The sequence below is a fragment of the Yoonia ponticola genome, from assembly GCF_014199395.1.
GTDB classification, from domain to species: Bacteria; Pseudomonadota; Alphaproteobacteria; order Rhodobacterales; family Rhodobacteraceae; genus Yoonia; species Yoonia ponticola.
Genome location: NZ_JACIJM010000001.1, coordinates 286,456 through 303,740, shown reverse-complemented (window position 1 = coordinate 303,740; position 17,285 = coordinate 286,456). Strand labels below are relative to the sequence as shown.

At 54.8% G+C, this 17,285-nt stretch carries 19 protein-coding genes; 9 read left to right on the top strand and 10 right to left on the bottom strand.

Annotated elements, in window-relative coordinates:
* Positions 1–58: 58 nt before the first annotated feature.
* Complete coding sequence (locus FHS72_RS01495; RefSeq protein WP_183524483.1) at positions 59–2,377, bottom strand: DNA topoisomerase IV subunit A; 2,319 nt, start codon at positions 2,375–2,377, stop codon at positions 59–61.
* A gap of 138 nt (positions 2,378–2,515) precedes the next feature.
* On the opposite strand from FHS72_RS01495, the gene FHS72_RS18595 reads away from it, so the two are divergent.
* The 6 genes from FHS72_RS18595 to FHS72_RS01465 all read left to right on the top strand — a co-directional run bounded on the left by FHS72_RS18595 (position 2,516) and on the right by FHS72_RS01465 (position 6,532).
* Positions 2,516–2,968 (top strand): SH3 domain-containing protein, encoded by a 453-nt coding sequence (locus FHS72_RS18595; RefSeq protein WP_183524480.1) that lies wholly within the window; start codon positions 2,516–2,518, stop codon positions 2,966–2,968.
* 45 nt (positions 2,969–3,013) lie between these two features.
* Positions 3,014–3,841: an SDR family NAD(P)-dependent oxidoreductase gene (locus FHS72_RS01485; protein WP_183524477.1), complete on the top strand. Its 828-nt coding sequence runs from the start codon at positions 3,014–3,016 to the stop codon at positions 3,839–3,841.
* Between the two features lie 71 nt (positions 3,842–3,912).
* Entirely contained in the window at positions 3,913–4,119 is a 207-nt protein-coding gene (locus FHS72_RS01480) for a twin transmembrane helix small protein (RefSeq protein ID WP_183524474.1), read from the top strand.
* 4 nt (positions 4,120–4,123) lie between these two features.
* On the top strand, positions 4,124–4,696 hold the full coding sequence (locus tag FHS72_RS01475) for a cob(I)yrinic acid a,c-diamide adenosyltransferase (protein ID WP_183524471.1): 573 nt from the start codon (positions 4,124–4,126) through the stop codon (positions 4,694–4,696).
* Between the two features lie 146 nt (positions 4,697–4,842).
* Positions 4,843–5,601, top strand: coding sequence for an electron transfer flavoprotein subunit beta/FixA family protein (locus FHS72_RS01470; RefSeq protein ID WP_183524468.1), 759 nt, complete (start codon positions 4,843–4,845; stop codon positions 5,599–5,601).
* A 1-nt stretch (position 5,602) separates the two neighbouring features.
* The gene (locus tag FHS72_RS01465) at positions 5,603–6,532 is read left to right on the top strand and encodes an electron transfer flavoprotein subunit alpha/FixB family protein (protein ID WP_183524465.1); all 930 of its coding nucleotides are present in this window, start codon (positions 5,603–5,605) and stop codon (positions 6,530–6,532) included.
* Positions 6,533–6,598: 66 nt separating this feature from the next.
* On the opposite strand, the gene FHS72_RS01460 is transcribed toward FHS72_RS01465, so the two are convergent.
* Positions 6,599–7,453, bottom strand: coding sequence for a DUF6473 family protein (locus tag FHS72_RS01460; RefSeq protein ID WP_183524463.1), 855 nt, complete (start codon positions 7,451–7,453; stop codon positions 6,599–6,601).
* A gap of 160 nt (positions 7,454–7,613) precedes the next feature.
* On the opposite strand from FHS72_RS01460, the gene FHS72_RS01455 reads away from it, so the two are divergent.
* Positions 7,614–8,489 carry a 3-hydroxybutyryl-CoA dehydrogenase gene (locus FHS72_RS01455; protein WP_183524460.1) on the top strand — a complete coding sequence of 292 codons (876 nt, stop codon included), beginning with the start codon at positions 7,614–7,616 and terminating at the stop codon, positions 8,487–8,489.
* A 2-nt stretch (positions 8,490–8,491) separates the two neighbouring features.
* On the opposite strand, the gene FHS72_RS01450 is transcribed toward FHS72_RS01455, so the two are convergent.
* Genes FHS72_RS01450 through FHS72_RS01420 form a run of 7 tightly spaced genes read right to left on the bottom strand, consistent with a single transcriptional unit; the run spans position 8,492 to position 13,872 of the window.
* Positions 8,492–9,370 (bottom strand): lysophospholipid acyltransferase family protein, encoded by an 879-nt coding sequence (locus tag FHS72_RS01450; protein WP_183524457.1) that lies wholly within the window; start codon positions 9,368–9,370, stop codon positions 8,492–8,494.
* Between the two features lie 31 nt (positions 9,371–9,401).
* Positions 9,402–9,671 (bottom strand): HPr family phosphocarrier protein, encoded by a 270-nt coding sequence (locus FHS72_RS01445; RefSeq protein WP_183524454.1) that lies wholly within the window; start codon positions 9,669–9,671, stop codon positions 9,402–9,404.
* Between the two features lie 2 nt (positions 9,672–9,673).
* Entirely contained in the window at positions 9,674–10,066 is a 393-nt protein-coding gene (locus FHS72_RS01440; RefSeq protein WP_183524451.1) for a PTS sugar transporter subunit IIA domain-containing protein, read from the bottom strand.
* The gene (rapZ, locus tag FHS72_RS01435; RefSeq protein WP_183524448.1) at positions 10,063–10,983 is read right to left on the bottom strand and encodes an RNase adapter RapZ; all 921 of its coding nucleotides are present in this window, start codon (positions 10,981–10,983) and stop codon (positions 10,063–10,065) included. The genes FHS72_RS01440 and rapZ overlap by 4 nt, the downstream gene beginning before the upstream one ends.
* A complete protein-coding gene (locus FHS72_RS01430) occupies positions 10,980–11,399 on the bottom strand; it encodes an HPr kinase/phosphorylase (protein ID WP_183524444.1) in 420 nt (139 codons plus the stop codon). The genes rapZ and FHS72_RS01430 overlap by 4 nt, the downstream gene beginning before the upstream one ends.
* Before the next feature lie 17 nt (positions 11,400–11,416).
* The gene (locus FHS72_RS01425) at positions 11,417–13,159 is read right to left on the bottom strand and encodes a sensor histidine kinase (protein ID WP_183524441.1); all 1,743 of its coding nucleotides are present in this window, start codon (positions 13,157–13,159) and stop codon (positions 11,417–11,419) included.
* Between the two features lie 11 nt (positions 13,160–13,170).
* The gene (locus FHS72_RS01420) at positions 13,171–13,872 is read right to left on the bottom strand and encodes a response regulator transcription factor (protein ID WP_183524438.1); all 702 of its coding nucleotides are present in this window, start codon (positions 13,870–13,872) and stop codon (positions 13,171–13,173) included.
* 302 nt (positions 13,873–14,174) lie between these two features.
* Here FHS72_RS01420 and FHS72_RS01415 point away from each other — a divergent pair, with 302 nt between their 5' ends.
* Complete coding sequence (locus tag FHS72_RS01415; protein WP_183524435.1) at positions 14,175–15,773, top strand: phosphoenolpyruvate carboxykinase; 1,599 nt, start codon at positions 14,175–14,177, stop codon at positions 15,771–15,773.
* A 59-nt stretch (positions 15,774–15,832) separates the two neighbouring features.
* Positions 15,833–16,462: a DUF3859 domain-containing protein gene (locus tag FHS72_RS01410; RefSeq protein ID WP_343042625.1), complete on the top strand. Its 630-nt coding sequence runs from the start codon at positions 15,833–15,835 to the stop codon at positions 16,460–16,462.
* On the opposite strand, the gene FHS72_RS01405 is transcribed toward FHS72_RS01410, so the two are convergent.
* Complete coding sequence (locus FHS72_RS01405) at positions 16,459–17,232, bottom strand: sulfite exporter TauE/SafE family protein (RefSeq protein WP_183524432.1); 774 nt, start codon at positions 17,230–17,232, stop codon at positions 16,459–16,461. The genes FHS72_RS01410 and FHS72_RS01405 overlap by 4 nt on opposite strands.
* Positions 17,233–17,285 lie beyond the last annotated feature (53 nt).

Below are 17,285 nucleotides of genomic sequence, written 5' to 3'. Positions count from 1 at the left end.
GGGGCGATAAATCTCAGTTATGTGACGGTTGCGATGCAGTTTTGTGACAGATGCCGGATCAGGTGAATTTGTTGTCGCGCGGGAAACCACGTGGGGCCATGCGGCCCGCAGAGGCGCGTTTACCGATCCATTCATCCAAGTCGGTTTGCGTGCGCGTCCGCCCTGCTGGATCAAGCCACGACAACCCGTCCGCAAGCTGGAACGTGATCGCATCCGATAAACCACCGTCTTTGTAACGCTGCAAGCGAACACCTTTACCGCGCGCCATTTCGGGCAATTCATCAAGAGAGAACACAAGCACCTTACGGTTTTCACCAACAACAGCCATGCTATCGCCGTTCACGCGCTTGCAAACCAAGGCACGTGCAGAGCCGACATTCAGCACCTGTTTACCAGTCCGTGTTTGTGCCAGCACGTCGTCTTCCGGCACGATAAATCCGTTACCTTCGGTTGATGCCACAAGCAGACGCATCCCCGGTTTGTGGATAATGATGTCCAGAATTTCGACGTCGTTTGGCAGGTCGATCATCAGGCGCAGCGGTTCGCCCATGCCGCGGCCACCCGGCAGATTGGCAGCAGTGACAGTGTAGAACCGCCCGTTCGCGCCAAAGACCAACAGACGGTCTGTGGTTTCTGCGTGGAACACAAATCGGGCTTCGTCACCGTCTTTGAATTTCAATTCGCGGGTCAGGTCGATGTGGCCTGTCATGGCCCGCACCCAGCCCATTTTGGAACAAACAACAGTGATCGGTTCTTTTTCGATCATCGCTTCAAACGGCACTTCGACGATTTCGCCAGCTTCGGCGAACTGCGTGCGACGCGCACCGCCAGGACTGCTGCGACCGAACTGTTTGCGGGTCTCGCGCAACTGCTCTGCGATCTTGTCCCACTGCAATTCAACAGAGCCAAGTATTTCGATCAAGCCAGCACGTTCGGCCCGCAGGGCGTCACGTTCAGCGATCAATTCAAGCTCTTCGAGGCGGCGCAAGGACCGCAAGCGCATGTTCAGAATCGCTTCGGCTTGGACTTCGGTCAGCGCGATTTCGGCGTCGGTGATGACACCAATTGGCGATACGTAGTCTTTGTCAGACGTGGCGCGGACATGATCCAGTGCCCAGTCTTCGGTGGTCAGCGCAGGTTTTGGCGTGTCGTCGTAGCGAATAATATCAATCACGCGGTCCAGATGCAGGAACGCAATAATGAAACCATCGAGCACCTCAAGACGGTGGTCGATCTTTTCAACGCGGTGCTGTGTGCGGCGGATCAAAACCTGCTGGCGGTGATCAAGGAAGGCGCGCAGCACCTCTTTGATCGAACAGACCTTGGGCACGAGCCCGTCGATCAACACGTTCATGTTCAAGCTAAAGCGCGTCTCGAGGTCCGAATTGCGGAACAACATGCCCATCAAGACCTCTGGGTCGACGGTTTTCGCGCGTGGCTCTAGCACAACGCGGATGTCTTCAGCAGATTCGTCGCGTACATCAGCCAGCAACGGCACCTTTTTGATCTGAATAATCTCGGCCAACTTTTCGATCAGCTTGGATTTCTGCACCTGATACGGGATTTCAGTGACAACAATCTGCCACTGGCCGCGACCCAGATCTTCGATCTCCCATTTCGAGCGCAGGCGGAATGACCCACGTCCCGTCCGGTATGCTTCGGCGATGTTTTCCTTTGGCTCGACGATCACGCCACCTGTCGGAAAATCCGGTCCGGGGATGTAGTTGAGCAAAGTTTCGTCACGCGCGTCAGGCGTTTTGATCAGATGCAAACAAGCGTCGATCAATTCGTGCAGGTTATGCGGCGGGATATTCGTGGCCATACCAACAGCAATCCCAGAGGACCCGTTGGCGAGCAAATTCGGGAACGCGGCTGGAAAAACAACAGGTTCTTCGAGCGTGCCGTCATAGTTCGGACGGTAATCGACTGCGTTTTCAGTCAAGCCTTCCATCAGCGCTTCGGCGGCGGCGGTCATCCGTGCTTCGGTATATCGCGCGGCAGCGGGGTTATCCCCGTCGATGTTACCAAAGTTCCCTTGGCCATCAACCAGCGGATACCGGACGTTAAAGTCTTGGGCCAAACGCGCCATCGCATCGTAGATCGCGGCGTCACCATGCGGGTGATAGTTCCCCATCACGTCGCCTGAAATCTTGGCGGACTTACGGAAGCCCCCCGTCGAGTTCAGTTTGAGTTCGCGCATCGCAAACAAGATCCGACGGTGCACCGGTTTCAAACCGTCACGGGCATCGGGCAGCGCCCTGTTCATGATCGTCGACAGCGCATAAGTCAGATACCGTTCGCCTAGCGCACGGCGCAGCGGTTCTGTCACGTCGGACGATTGCGGGATTGGATCGGTGTCGGATGTGTCATTGCTCATGCGATCCGTTTAGCCGCCAACCGATTTGCCGTAAAGCGGGGTTACGACGCGAGGTTAAAAGTTTTCCCCATGAAACTATTCACGCCCTTGTGTGTTATACCAGCGAAATACCGCTTATCGATTCGTCTGGGGGACATTGTGGGTAAATTTATTATCGTTTCATTTTTTGCACTTGGCTTTGCGTTTTATGAATTTTCTGGCGGGGCTGATTTCGTGCCCGAAAGCCGTGTTGGCGTCGCGGATGCCGCGGGCGTGCAGCCTGTTGAATTAACGAGGGATGTGGCCGTGTCACGTAGCAACGCCGCATCTTTGATCGCGTTGAACCCGACTGTGACACCTGTTTCGCTCAGCACAACGCCCGCCACGACCATTCCCGTCGCGCCCCCTGCTGTGCTGGACATTCGCGCTGTTGCAGGTGCCCGCGTGAACATGCGCCAAGGACCAAGCACGTCGTTTGATGTCGTCAACACGCTTGATCGTGGCACGCAAACCCAAGTGTTGGAAATCAACGCAGAAGGTTGGGCCCGCGTCGAAGTCGTGACCACTGGACAAATCGGCTGGATGGCCGAGCGGCTTTTGACCGACGGCTGATCCAACCGGACTTGCGCAACACCCAGCTTAGCCGCACAAGGCATTATGACACAAAAATCCATCCTAATAACTGGCTGCTCTAGCGGCATTGGCTACGACGCAGCGCATGGTTTGCGGGCAAAAGGCTGGCGCGTCTTTGCGTCCTGCCGCCAAGCCCATGATTGCGCACGTTTAATCGAAGAAGGGTTCGAATCCCCGCTGATCGATTACGCCGACACAGACACGATCTACAACGGACTGGCCGAAGTACTAGAGGCGACGGGCGGCACGTTGGATGCGCTATATAACAACGGTGCTTTCGCCTGCCCCGGCGCTGTCGAAGACCTGCCGCGCGGCGCCTTGCGCGAGATATTCGAGACGAACGTCTTTGGTGTTCACGAATTGACCCAAAGCGTGATTCCGGTGATGCGAAACCAAGGGCATGGCCGGATTATCAACTGTTCGTCAGTGCTAGGCCTTGTCGCGATGAAATGGCGCGGCGCGTATGTGTCCACAAAATTCGCGATTGAAGGGCTGACGGATGTTCTGCGCCTCGAAATGGCCGACACGCCGATTAAGATCATTCTGCTGGAACCCGGCCCGATCACCTCGAAAATTCGGGTCAATTCGATCCCGCATTTCGAACAATGGGTCGATCACGAAAACTCCGCCCGCAGCGAACAATACGGCGAGTTGCGTCAGCGGCTGTACAAAGATCGCGGCCCAGATAAATTCGAACTGCCCGCCTCTGCGACGACCAAAAAAATCATCCGCGCATTGGAAAGCAAACGACCAAAGGCACGGTACTACGTGACCTTGCCGACGCATATGATGGGCGCATTGCGACGCATTTTGCCGACACGCGCCCTAGACTGGATCATCCAAAAGGGCTGACGCGGCAATCGGGCCTCTTTCTTTCTGCGCTCGCCCTGCTAAGTCCTGATGTGAGAAACAAAGGACATACCATGCTGAACGATCCGCTATTTATACTTGTTGTGATTGCCGTTTTGATCGTGCTTGCGATCCTCTTGGTCGGCGTTGGCACCTTTGGCAAGGGCGGCGAATTCAACCGCAAATACGCCAACAAGATCATGCGCTACCGGATCGGGGCACAGTTTGTGGCCGTCCTACTGATCTTGCTTTATGTATTCTTGCGCCGTCAGGGAGGGTAACACCATGGTGACGTTGAACAAAATTTACACACGCACCGGCGACGCGGGTGAAACGGCACTTGGCAATGGCGACCGCGTCGCGAAACATTCCGTGCGCGTGAATTCCTACGGCACGGTGGACGAGACGAATGCGACCGTCGGCATGGCCCGCTTGCACGCGACGGGCGACATCGACGGCCAATTGGCGATGATCCAGAACGACCTGTTCGATCTCGGCGCGGACCTGTGCCGTCCCGACATGGAAAAAGACGCCGACGCTGAATACGCGCCACTGCGGATCACGGACGCACAAGTCGAACGGCTTGAAACGCAAATCGACGCGATGACCAAAGCTGTGCAACCGCTCAAAAGCTTTATCTTGCCGGGCGGTTCGCCCCTTGCCGCGCATCTGCACCTTTGCCGTACCGTTTCACGCCGCGCAGAACGCCTGACTGTCGAACTATCCGGTCTCGAAACCGTCAATCCAGCAGCCGTGAAATACTTGAATCGCCTGTCAGATTGGTTCTTTCAAGCCAGCCGCATCGCCAACAATAACGGCGCAGACGACGTGCTCTGGGTGCCGGGCGCGAACCGCTAAGGCGTTGGCAAAGCTGAACAAGAGTTTGAGACATGGCGTCACAGCACCCTACCGCGTCGATTTTACACTGTTTTCACCGCGTTCTTCGCGGTAACACCCCATAGAGCAATTTTATTGCGCTTGATTCTAAAGGGAGAAAACCGCCGATGAAGGTCCTTGTACCAGTCAAACGCGTGATTGATTATAACGTGAAGGTTCGTGTCAAAGCGGACGGTTCCGGTGTCGATCTCGCCAACGTCAAAATGTCCATGAACCCGTTCGACGAAATTGCCGTCGAAGAAGCGATCCGCCTGCGCGAAGCTGGTAAAGCGACTGAAGTCGTGGCCGTTTCGATCGGCGTAAAACAGTCTCAAGAAACGCTGCGCACAGCACTTGCGATGGGTGCTGATCGCGCGATCCTGATCGTGGCTGCCGACGATGTTCACACAGATATCGAACCTTTGGCTGTTGCCAAATTGCTCGCCGCTGTCGTGAAAGAAGAAGAGCCAGGTCTGGTTCTCGCTGGTAAACAAGCGATTGATAACGACATGAATGCGACAGGCCAGATGTTGTCTGCCCTGCTCGGCTGGTCCCAAGCGACTTTCGCGTCCGAGGTGGATGTGGACGGCGATCATGCCACCGTCACCCGCGAAGTTGATGGCGGATTGCAAACCATCAAAGTGAAGATGCCAACGATTGTGACCGTTGATCTGCGCTTGAACGAGCCACGTTATGCGTCGTTGCCAAACATCATGAAGGCCAAGAAAAAGCCTTTGGATGAGAAAACACCAGCGGATTACGGCGTCGACGTGACCCCACGTTTGGCGGTCGTCGGCACGACTGAGCCAGAAACACGCAAAGCGGGTATCATTGTCGGGTCTGTCGACGAACTGATCGAGAAACTTAAAGAAGCGGGGGCTGTGTAATATGGCTGTACTTCTGATTGCTGAAGTTGCGGGCGGCGTATTGAACGCTGATGCAACGGGTAAAGCATTGTCTGCTGTTGCATCGCTTGGCGATGTGACTGTTCTGTGCGCGTCTTCCGGTTGCGAAGGTGCTGCGGACGAAGCCGCGAAATTGGCTGGCGTTTCTAAGGTGTTGTGTGTGTCTGATGATGCATATGGTCACGATTTGGCGGAACCAGTTGCAGATTTGATTGTGTCGCTGGCTGGCGATTATGATCATATCGCTGCGCCTTCTACGGCTGCATCTAAGAACATCCTGCCGCGCGTTGCAGCGTTGCTGGATGCGATGATCATTTCCGAAGTGACGGCTGTCGTTGATGCCGACACATTCGAGCGTCCGATCTATGCCGGCAACGCGATTCAGACTGTTAAATCGTCTGACGCGAAAAAGGTTATGACGATCCGGACTGCTGGCTTTGATGCGGCTGGCGATGGTGGCTCTGCTCCTGTTGAAAAAATTGCGGCGACTGCGAACCCCGGCTTGTCCGATTGGGTAGAGGACAAAGTTGCAGCATCTGATCGTCCAGAACTTACGTCTGCGGGTGTGGTTGTGTCTGGTGGTCGTGGTGTTGGATCTGAAGATGACTTCAAACTGATCGAAGCCTTGGCTGACAAATTGAACGCTGCTGTGGGTGCGTCCCGCGCTGCGGTTGATTCCGGTTATGCCCCAAACGATTGGCAGGTTGGTCAAACGGGCAAAGTTGTTGCACCTGATCTTTATGTCGCAGTTGGTATTTCCGGCGCGATCCAGCACCTTGCTGGGATGAAAGATTCCAAGATCATCGTGGCGATCAACAAAGACGAAGAAGCACCAATTTTCCAAGTGGCAGACTACGGTCTGGTTGCGGATTTGTTCACAGCAGTCCCTGAATTGACTGAAAAACTGGGCTAAGTCGCCAGTAAACAATTTCGAAAGGCCCGCTATCAGGCGGGCCTTTTGCGTTTTTATTGCTTTGTTTCAAATAATCATTGAAGACACGAAGCTTTCTTTGATTTTCGGGATCAGTTTTGCGCTGGCTTCGATGTGAGAATTAACGCTCAACATATCTGCGGCGGCTTTTGCTTCAAGTGATGGGAAATACATCCCTGTTGTGCCTTGCGACAACGCGATGTCGGACGGGCGCGCGATCACGGTGCTAGAAACAAGGTCGCTTAACCCTTCAACCATGGATCTCGTGATAAACAACGGGTCTGCCGACAGTGGTTTATCGCGGCTTTGCCAAGGCTCGTCGGTCAATTCCTCGCGCGAGAACCACAATAAAATAGACCGTTTGCCGATCTGGCCTAGCATATTCCGCATACGCGCTGACCACGCTGCACGCAATTCCGACACCACGATATCAAACCGATCTGGTGATCTGTCGTACAATGCGCCCAGCATGTGGCGAATGAAGGTAAATTCGGAAAAATCGACCTCGTCATAGATCGCCTGCAGGACGGTTGATGCTCGCAGAAAACGGTCATTGCGGCGCGGATGCACGGAATAGAACCTGTTCGACAGGTAATTCGCGCCCATAACCTGCACAATCGTCACATCGGCGTCGTGACACGCGGCCATAATCGTGGGGTCGTTCACAAACGCATCGACCCCACCATTCACGCAGCCAAAATTCACGCAAGTTCGCCCCATTTCCCGTTCAACAAGCGCTGGAAACGGGCGGTCGATAAACTTTCCAAACGTCTCTGTCCCGCCGAGAAAGGCAAGGTATGGCGTTTCGAGATCGCGTTTGGGTCCCCGGAAGAATATCCGGGACATCCCATACCGACACGGCGCGTAGGATAGGCCCCCGCCTTCGATGATGTCATGTTTCATTGTTCCCACACTTCGTTACTTCGATAGACGTGTAGATTCGCCGAAAAACGTTGGGAAATTGCTAAAGAACTAAATTGATCTTCTTTTTACCTACTGACCCCGCTTGAAGCGACGCGCCACTGCGGCATAAGGTGTGCATAATCATGTAAGAGGCGACAGTATGACAATTCAGCGCGTAGGGATTATTGGTGCAGGTCAGATGGGCAATGGTATTGCGCATGTTTTTGCGCTTGCTGGCTACGAAGTTTTGATGAACGACATCAATGCAGATGCCCTGACTGCCGCCGTGCAACGCATTGATAAGAATATGGATCGCCAGGTTAGCCGCGACGCGATCAGCGCTGATGCCAAGGACGAAGCACTGCGTTTGATCAACACAACGACGACGCTGACCGACCTTGGTCAAACCGACCTGATCATCGAGGCTGCGACAGAGCGTGAAACCATCAAATCCGCGATCTTTGAAGATCTCGTTCCGCACCTGAAACCGGATACGATTCTTACGTCAAATACGTCGTCGATTTCGATTACGCGACTTGCTGCCCGTACTGATCGGCCAGAAAAATTCATGGGCTTCCACTTTATGAACCCCGTTCCGGTCATGCAGTTGGTCGAATTGATTCGCGGAATCGCCACTGACGAACCGACATTCAAAGCCTGCGAAGACGTTGTGGCCCACCTTGGCAAGACATCCACCGCGTCCGAGGATTTTCCCGCCTTTATCGTGAATCGCATCCTGATGCCGATGATCAACGAAGCGATCTACACGCTGTACGAGGGCGTCGGATCAGTGAAATCCATCGACACGTCATTAAAATTGGGCGCGAACCATCCGATGGGGCCGCTTGAATTGGCCGACTTCATCGGATTGGATACCTGTCTTGCGATTATGAACGTGTTGCACGACGGCTTGGCCGACACAAAATACCGCCCGTGCCCACTGCTGACAAAATACGTCGAAGCGGGCTGGTTGGGTCGCAAAACAAAGCGCGGCTTCTACGATTACACCACGGAAGTCCCGACACCAACACGCTAAGCTTAACGGCTTAGCGCCAGTGTCTGCTCGCGCAACCACGCCATAAAGTTGCGGGTATCGCCGATCCGTGCGTCGATTTCCGCGCTAGGGATCGGGTGACCGACAACCGGCGACATCGGCTTGTTCACAGATCGCGCAATTTCGTGGATCAACAGGCCTTGGCGTAGCGTTGCTGATACTTGGTTTGCGATTTGGTAAGCGCGGGAATTGCTGCCGAGGAAATGCATCGGCACCACGGTCGCACCCGATTTACGGATCATTTTCGCGGTAAACGCATTCCACGGGGCCTCAACAGCGGGGCCAAACATCGTGTCCGACGATGCCACGACACCAGACGGGAACAACGCGACCAGCCCGTCTTCGGCCAGAAACTTCATCGCTTTTTTACGCATCTCGACCATCTGTTCCTGCGCATCAGGTTGATGCGGGAACGGCACGGGGATCAGGTAATTCGTCGCTTCTTCGTCCAAGCCTGTCAGCAAAGAGCGCGTCAGAATGCGGTAGTCAGGACGAATACGGCCAACAAGTTCCGCAAACACGATCCCATCTACCAACCCATGCGGGTGGTTCGCGACTAAGATCACCGGACCCGTTTTCGGGATACGCGCGAGTTCTTCTTCGGGCGTTTGCAGCTCGATCCCCATCGTAGAAAGGACACGCGTGAACACTTCTTGTCCGCGCGGTGTGCCTTGACGTTCAAATTTGCGCACAAGACGGCCAATTTTGATCTTGCCGGTCAACAATTCGATTGTGCGAATAAACGCACGTTGGCCAGGGCTATCAAACGACCCCGCATAGCTCAGCGCGCTGCGATCATAGTGAGGCTTCACTATCGGTTCCGCACCAGTATCTTGCGCCAGTTTCTGGGTAGTTTCCGTCAAAGCGGGTTCCTTCAAAAAGCCCCGGGCGGGACTAGTCGCCTTCGCCAAACTTATCAACAACAAGCGCGGAAAGTGCCACCAAAAGGGCATCTGCGTCCGGACCGCTGGTTTCAACCTCAATAAAGGTTCCGATAGAAGCTGCCAACATTAAAAGGCCCATGATGCTATCGCCGCCTGCATCCATCCCGTCCTTGCGGACAGTGGCAGTCGCGTCATGTGCTTCGCAAACTTCTGCGAACTTTGCAGAGGCCCGCGCGTGCAGGCCTTTAATATTTGTAATTTCCATCGTCTGGGTCGGCATAATCAGGAGGCCCCAACTCTCATACTATTTATATACTTGTGGGCAGCAGTCAGCGAGGCGTCAACCGCATCTGGGACCGGACGGTGCCGCGACTTCGCCAACTTGATTAACATCGGCAAATTTGCACCATACATGATGCGGCGGTTCTCGGGATTGCAGGCTTTGATCGACAGGTTCGACGGCGATCCGCCAAACATATCGACAACCACAACAACCCCTGCCCCTGCATCAACGGCGTCAGCCGCGTCACAGATTTCGGTTTGCTTGTCACTACGGTCGTCTTCTGCTTCGATCGCAATCGTGCGGACCCCAGTTTGGGGGCCGACAACATGTTCCATCGCAGCCCGATATTCTTCGGCCAGACGTCCATGGGCTACGATGACAATTCCAATCACGCAGTGTGCCTTGATGCTAAAGTTACCGACGTGCCTTCGCGTCGTTCCAATTCTCTGTGACGTATAGATACAGGCCAGCCAGCCATTTCAAGAGCCGCAGCAAGCTTTTCCGTAACGGCAACCGACCGGTGTTGCCCGCCGGTACACCCAAACCCGATGGAAAGGTGCGATTTGCCTTCATCCTTGTAGGCGGGCAGCAACATCATCACCAAATCCTGCATCTTGGTAAAGAATTCGCCGAATCTGTCGTCGGCCGCCACGTACTGATAAACTTGGGCATCACGCCCGTCTTTGGCGCGCAATGCGGGGTCCCAATGCGGGTTTCGCAGGAACCGGCAATCCATCACAATATCCAGACCGCGCGGCAAGCCGCGTTTGTAAGAGAAGGAATGCAAAGTCACACCCAGAAACGGGCCGCCATCGACAGCAAAGTGACGTTCGATGTCGGCCTTTAGGTCGTGCGGGGACAGATCTGTCGTATCGACCAGAATGTCGGCAAGAGCCCTGATCGAGCTAAGCATCTTAATTTCGTGGTCAATGCCAGTTAACGGCGTGCCGTCTGGCGACAATGGATGCCTGCGCCGTGTCTCGGAATATCGTCGCACCAGCACGTCCTCAGACGCATCCAGATACAGAACCTGCCCGTTCACATCGTCGCGGCCATGCAAGTCTTCGATAATGTCGCGCAGGACATTCGGGGCAAAGTCGCGGTTGCGCACATCGACGCCCAAGGCCAACGGACGCCCGCCTTGCGGCCCATCCAGCAGACGCGGCAGCAGTGACAACGGCAGGTTGTCAATCACCTCGAACCCAAGATCCTCTAGCGCATTCACAGCTGTTGATCGGCCCGCACCAGATGGTCCGGTCACAATGACAACGGGGGTCGCTGGCGGGTTTAGAGGGGCATCGCTTGTCATCTCAGGCTCCGGCCTACTTTTAGCATCTGCAACAACGCTACAGCAAAATTTGGATTTTTTTCGCCCCAAAGCAAGGGGACCTTATGGTTAAGCCACGTCACAGTTTTGTGCTCTGGTACGCGGTCAGGCTCCGTTTGCCCTAGGTCAACCGCAATGACAACACGCGTTGGCGGTGCAGGGTCTGCGTTTAGGATGCCGACATGGCGGGCTTCGATCAATCCGGTGATGTGACTAGGGCAAGCGGCGATAAGGTCGGGGCCGTCTGAGGCTAAAACCACCTGATCGTCAGCAATCAACTGCGCTCCAAACGCCATCAGTTGCAGCGCGAGTGCCGACTTACCGCTTCCAGAAGGACCAATAATCACAACGCCTTGGCCATTTAGCGCAATCGCAGTCGCATGAATGGTCAACGACATAGCACGACCCTTTTTTGCTAGACAGGCAGGCCCACAACAAAACGCGCACCCAGTGGTTCGGACGTCAAATCAGCCTCGGTTGGGCGGATATTTTCGGCCCAGATCACACCGCCATGCGCCTCGACGATCTGCTTGGAAATCGCAAGACCGAGACCAGAGTTATTGCCGAACTGCCCCTCGGGACGTTCCGAATAAAACCGTTGGAATACTTTGTGGATGGCTTCGTTCGGGATACCCGGTCCGGTGTCTTCGACGACAACCAAGATGCGGTTTTCACGACGCCGCGCCCAAACACGGATCGCATCGCCGTCTTCGCAGAACGAAATCGCGTTGGTAATCAGGTTCACAAACACCTGCGCCAGACGCCCTTCGAGACCCTGCACCATGATCGGTTGCGTTGGCAGATCGTCGATATAATCAATGCCCTTCGCCTCGGCCTCTTTGCCAAGAAATTCGTTCAAATTTCCGAGCATATGCAGCAGGTCAAAGGTTTCTTCTTCTTCCTTGACCAGTTCGCTATCCAGACGGGACGCATTCGAAATATCACTGACCAAACGGTCCAAGCGGCGCACATCATGCTCGATAATCTCTAGCATTTTCTCGCGCTGATCTTCACGTTTTGCTACGCGCATTGTGCCAACAGCGGACCGGAGTGACGCAAGTGGGTTTTTGATCTCGTGGGCCACATCAGCCGCAAATTGTTCATTGCCTTCGATACGTTCGTACAAGGCTTCGACCATACCGCGCAGCGCACCCGACAGGCGACCGATCTCGTCAGGGCGGGCAGTGAGGTCCGGAATGCGAATTTTTGTAGGCGACATTTTACGCGCGTTCTTGTCACGCCCCAGTTCGGCAGCTGTGGCCAGATCTGCCAAGGGGTTCGCGATCGTAGACGCCAGAACAAGGCTTAGCCCAATCGAAATCGCGATACCAACGATGAACAACCTCAAGACCTGCTCGTGCTCTTGCGCAACCAGACGGTCGATTTCACCCGCAGCAGACGCGAGTGCGGCGACGCCTATCGGTTGGCCATTCAGGAAAAGCGGGGTTGTGACGATAAAGGTCGTGCTGCCTTCAGCGCCAAAAGAATGAAACTGGGTGCCGGACGCCAACGCGCCAGCGACTTGCTGACTGGTAAATTGAACCAACTCCGCATTGGTGCTGGCTGGCTTTACAGTCGTGCCCAGAAAACCGGACATGCGATCCCAAACAAAGGACAGCGCGTCCAAAATCACGGTATCGCCGGAAATATCGTTTAGACCGCGCGTATCGGCGATATCGCCAGTGCCTTCGGCGGCAGCGATGAATTTCGCGGTCGTGTCAAACACCATCACCTGACTGCGGTCGCGTAATGTGACCTTCGACAGGCCAGCAATCATGCTGGTGCCCGCAGATGTTGTCAGATCAACCGATCCCGTATCAGGCAGGTTCGCTTCTAGGACGTCCGCGACAAGTTCGGCCTCTTTCACAAGGCTATTCACCCGCTGGAAGATCAAACTATCGCGTGAGGAATTTAGGTATAGAATCCCTGCAATCAGCATCATCACCGCGATCAAATTGATCGTGATAATCTTGCGTGCAATCGGAGAGCTGCGCAGCAATGTCAAAAGCCCACGCGAACGGCGCCGTTCTGACAATTCGTTTTCGCCAATGGCTTGTGGTGCTACCCAATCATCACCAATCACAAGATCAGGGGCCCGCGCGGCGCGGCGCACGGACTCTAAATCTCTGACATCAATCTCATGGGTAGTCGCAGTCATAACGGACAACTTTATTCTTCGTTGTAACGATACCCGATACCGTAGAGCGTCTCAATCGCTGAGAACGTATCATCGGTGTTGCGCATCTTTTTCCGCAGGCGTTTGATGTGGCTGTCGATTGTCCGGTCATCCACGTAAACCTGATCGTCGTAGGCTACATCCATCAACTGATCGCGTGATTTCACGAAACCAGGACGCTGTGCGAGTGCTTGCAGCAGCAGGAATTCGGTCACTGTCAGGGACACGTCTTGGCCCTTCCATGTTACCGCGTGACGTAGCGGGTCCATCGACAATTCGCCGCGCACCATGACTTTGGTGTCTTCGGTTTCCTCGACTTCTTCGCCGGAAATTGCATCCTGACGACGCAACAACGCGCGAATACGTGCAACCAACAGACGCTGCGAGAATGGTTTCTTAACGTAGTCATCCGCACCCATACGCAGGCCAAGAACTTCGTCGATTTCGTCGTCTTTGGAGGTTAGGAAAATGACCGGCATCGATGTTTTCTGACGCAGACGTTGGAGTAGATCCATCCCGTCCATGCGTGGCATTTTGATATCCAGCACAGCCATATCTGGCATACGCTTGTTAAATCCATCCAGTGCGGATTGACCGTCGTTGTATGTCTCAACTTCAAAGCCTTCAGCTTCGAGCGTCATCGAGACGGAGGTCAGGATATTACGGTCATCATCGACCAAGGCGATTCTTGACATTGGGATTTGCCCCTTACTGCTCTATTTGTTGGTTTTGCCCACTTCTGTCAGGAATCTTTCACCTGTTTGACCCAACGAATCAAGCCATTCAACGAATCAGTGACAAAGTCGTGCCTTATTTGCCTCAATTCCGGTTACGGTCTGATTAACCTCCGAGCGAAGGTTAGCGCTAACAGCAATGTGCTTGCGCTAACATAAAATTGGTAGCGCTAACGTTAGCGCAAGGGGGCTAGTCCAAGCATAATCCACTGTTATGACAGTTTTAGGTCAAGATGACCCTGAACGCCAAAAGGAGCGAACCCATGGACCAAGGTACGGTCAACCCGCAGATGAAACTTGAAGATCAAGGCATCACTGGGCTGGGTTATGTGTATTACAACCGCAACGAGGCTGACCTACAGGCCGCCGCTATCGCCGCAGGCGAAGGTGTCGAAGGCCAAGGCGGGACGTTTCTTGTCACAACTGGCAAGCACACAGGTCGGTCCCCGAAAGACAAATTTGTTGTCCGCACGCCGTCTGTTGAAGACACGATCTGGTGGGAAAATAACCCGCCGATGGATGTTGCCAAATTTGATGTGCTTTACGCTGATATGCTGGAGCACATGAAAGGTGGCCGTGTTGACGTGCAGGATTTGTTCGGCGGCGCCGACCCCGCTCACCGTCTCGACGTGCGCGTGATAACCGAGTTGAGCTGGCATGCGCTGTTCATCCGCCACCTGCTGCGTCGCCCTGAAGCGTCAGAACTTGCGACATTCGCGCCTGATTTCACGATCATCAACTGCCCGACATTCAAAGCGGACCCCGAAAAGCATGGTTGCCGTTCTGAAACGGTGATCGCGCTGAACTTTGAAAAGAAGGTCATCTTGATCGGCGGTACAGAATACGCGGGCGAGAACAAGAAATCCGTCTTTACACTGCTGAACTACCTGTTGCCAGAAAAAGGCATCATGCCGATGCACTGCTCTGCCAACCATGCGCCGAATAACCCTGTTGATACGGCTGTCTTCTTTGGCTTGTCCGGCACGGGCAAAACCACGCTGTCCGCTGATCCAACCCGCGTGTTGATCGGAGATGACGAACATGGCTGGTCTGATCGTGGTACATTCAACTTTGAAGGCGGCTGCTACGCCAAGACCATCGGCCTTGATCCCGAAGCAGAGCCAGAAATCTACGCCACATGTTCTATGCCGCACACGGTTATCGAGAACATGGTGTTCGATCCAGAGACCAAAGAGCTGGATTTCAACGACGACAGCCTGACCGCAAACATGCGCTGCGCTTACCCGCTGAACTACATCGGCAACGCATCTGAAACGGCACTTGGTGGCCACCCGAAAAACATCATCATGCTAACATGTGATGCGTTCGGCGTCCTGCCTCCGATTTCACGCCTGACACCAGCACAAGCGATGTACCACTTCTTGTCCGGTTTCACATCCAAAGTTGCCGGCACAGAGCGCGGCGTGACAGAGCCAGAGCCAACATTCTCGACCTGCTTCGGCGCGCCATTCATGCCACGTCGCCCAGAAGCTTACGGCAAACTGCTGCAACAAAAGATCGCAACACATGGTGCGACGTGCTGGTTGGTCAACACAGGCTGGACTGGCGGCGCTTACGGCACCGGCTCACGGATGCCGATCAAAGCGACACGCGCCTTGCTCGCCGCCGCCCTTGACGGATCACTGGTCGAAAACCAATTCCGCAAAGACGCCAACTTTGGCTTTGAAGTACCAATGACATGCGACGGTGTTGACGCAACCTTGCTCAACCCACGCGACACATGGGCCGACAAAGACGCATACGACGCGCAGGCCACAAAACTTGTCGGCATGTTCAGCGATAACTTTGAAAAATACGTGCCGTACATCGACGCGGACGTCAAAGCAGCCGCTATCGGCTAAAACTGCGCAGGATATGCAGACGATCAATCAGGGTCAGGCCACGCGTCTGGCCCTTTTTCGTGGGTATCAATGACCGATCCCTGCCGATTACCGAAACCTTACTGGATCAATGCTTGGCTGAACGTCTGAACATAGGCTACATCTTGGCCATGAAACACGTCCTCGCCTGCCTCTTGATCGCGCCAATCGCAGCCTTTGCCCAAGCGCCGCTGCCCGATTTGACCGCGCCCGCCATCGCCACCTTGCAAGCTGGCGTGATCTGCGCACCCGTTAGCCTTGGCGAAAGGCTCGCCCCCGGCACCGTCGCAGGCACAACGCATGTCATCAACGAAGAACCGCCCTTTGTCGCTGCCACCCGTCGCGTGCCAGCCGTGCTAGGCATCGGATTCGGGATCAAATCGCAAGCCGCCGATCTAGACGGGATCGAAGGCGTGAAAATGACCGTGACACACCCACCAATGGGCGCGTCAGGGCAAACGGTGCAGACATTTCCATCGACGATCCGTGGCACAGACCCTTCGCTGACGTTCTACCAATTCGATTTTGATTACGAACTCTTGCCCGGCATCTGGCAGATCGAAGCATCGTCAAACGGCGAAACTCTATACCGGACAACGTTCGAAGTCCTACCCGCCGAGCAGGTTCCCGAGCTTGCGGAAATCTGCGGCTACGTGGACTTGTTTTCCTAAAGAAATCCGCGCCGCACGAGGTTCAGACCGACGATCAGCAGCACCCACAAAGTCGCCTTGCGGAACATCACTTGGTCGATCCGCGACTGCACAGCATCGCCAATCGCCATGCCGATCAACGAAGGAAATATCATAACGACAGACAGCGGTGCAGTTTCCCAGCGGAATACACCAGATTGGATATGCGCAAAGGTCAGCGCGACTGCACCCAACCCGTAAATCACGCCCTGCACCCGCATTTGGTCAGCTTTGGGCGTGTTCGTCGCGGTCAAATATGCGACCGTCGGTGGCCCCCAAATCCCAGACAAACCACCCATAAACCCCGCGAACAACCCGACGCCGACTTCGATCCGCTGTGACGCGGCAGGCAGGCGCAATTCCCTACCCGTCAACTGGACCACGACAAAGACGATAATCGGTGTGCCGATAATCAGGAACATCACCGACTGCGGCAAGACACGCACAAACTGCGCGGCGATCATCAGCGATATGAAGCCAGCGATCAGAAATAGCTGGAATCGCCGTGTCGAGGCCCATGCAGCGGACCAGCCCTGCCGTAACGCTTGGATGCCGTTGGTCGCCAAGGTCGGCAAGATCAATCCAGCCAGCGCAAGTTCCGGCGACACGACGCTGGACAGGCCGGAAATCAGGATCATCGGCATCCCAAAGCCCACGACCCCTTTGACCAATCCTGCGATAAATCCAACGGCCAAGGCAAAGGCCAAAGCGGTCGCATCAAGCGGTATCGTTATGCCAAGAATCAATTCCATACAGTCTCTTAGCGTGCCCTTTCAGCGCTCGCACCCAAAAACGAACGCGACAC